1 protein-coding gene is annotated in these 1,357 nt (G+C 66.1%); it reads left to right on the top strand.

Annotated elements, in window-relative coordinates; genetic code table 11:
* A partial coding sequence (locus tag FJ980_RS31950) for a response regulator (RefSeq protein ID WP_246676666.1) occupies window positions 1-1,025 on the top strand: 1,025 nt, incomplete at its 5' end.
* Between the last annotated feature and the right edge of the window lie 332 nt (window positions 1,026-1,357).

Here is a 1,357-nt window from a genome sequence, read left to right as displayed (position 1 = left end):
CCTCCTCGACGAGGCGGCATGAGGGCACTGGGCTCGGGCTCGCGATCACCTCGCGGCTGGTCGAATTGATGGGCGGCGACAGCGGCGTGGAAAGCGCCGAAGGCAAGGGGTCGACCTTCTGGTTCACGGTCACGCTGCCCAGGGCCGGACAACAGAACGCGCAGCGCATCATGCCGGTGGACGTGACCGGCGCGCGGGTGCTGATCGTCGACGACAATGCCGTCAACCGCGCCATCCTGACCGAGCAGATGACGTCATGGACCTTCGATTCCTGCGCGGCCGAGAGCGGCGCCGAGGGACTGAAAGTGCTGATCGCGGCCGCCGCCTACGGCGTGCCGGTCGATTGCGTCGTGCTCGATTATCAGATGCCCGAGATGAGCGGCGCCGAGATGGCAGGTGTCGTGCGCAACACCGCCGGGCTTGCCGACACGCCGATCATCATGCTGACCTCCGTCGACCAGTCGCTGGCCAACACCAGTTACCGCGATCTCGGCATTGATGCCCAACTCATCAAGCCCGCACGCTCCTCGGTGCTCCTGGAAACGCTGGTCGCCACCATCCAGCGGCATCGCCACGTCACGGATGTCGCCCGGCCGCTTGCTGTCGAGGGAGGCGGCGGGAACAATCCACAGTCACCGCCACCGGCGGCAGGGCAACGCGCGTTGCTGCAGCCGCCGCCGGTCAGGCCTCGGCTTGCCGCGACTGGCGGCGAGCAGCGGCTGGACATCCTCGTGGCCGAGGACAATGAGGTCAACCAGATGGTCTTCACCCAGATCCTCGGCGAGACCGGCTACGGTTTCGAGATCGTCGGCAATGGCCGCAAGGCGCTGGACGCTTTCGGCAGGCTCAATCCGTGCATGATCCTGATGGACGTCTCGATGCCGGAGATGAACGGGCTCGAGGCAACCGCCGCCATCCGCCGGCTGGAAGAGGAAACCGGCACGCATGTGCCGATCGTCGGGGTCACCGCGCATGCGCTCAAGGGCGATCGCGAACGCTGCCTGGACGCCGGCATGGATCGCTGATCGAAGAAAAGCCGGACGGGAGCGCGTCGCTCGAGGCCAGAGGATGTCTTGGCCGGGCCATCGCCAAAAACAGGTCCGTTGGGGTAGATTGACGCTGCTTCATACTGGCGGTCGCTGCTCCCGCCCGTAACTAGAAGAGAGCGGAAATCGATGCCGTCATTGTCCCGGCTGGACGCCGGCTTTGATATGGTGCGATCGCACCATAGTCTTGCTCGAAGGGCTGCAGCCGGCCCCGGGTGATTCTCGCCGCAATCCGGCCGAAGGCGCAAAGTCTATCCCGCGTTGCGCCGGGCCTGGCGACCAGCGCCGACCCAGCGCGCGACCTTTTCGCG

The organism is Mesorhizobium sp. B1-1-5, from assembly GCF_006443065.1.
In the GTDB taxonomy this organism is placed as follows: Bacteria; Pseudomonadota; Alphaproteobacteria; order Rhizobiales; family Rhizobiaceae; genus Mesorhizobium.
Note: the sequence above shows the minus strand (reverse complement) of the source record. Positions and strands in the feature narration are given on the sequence as shown.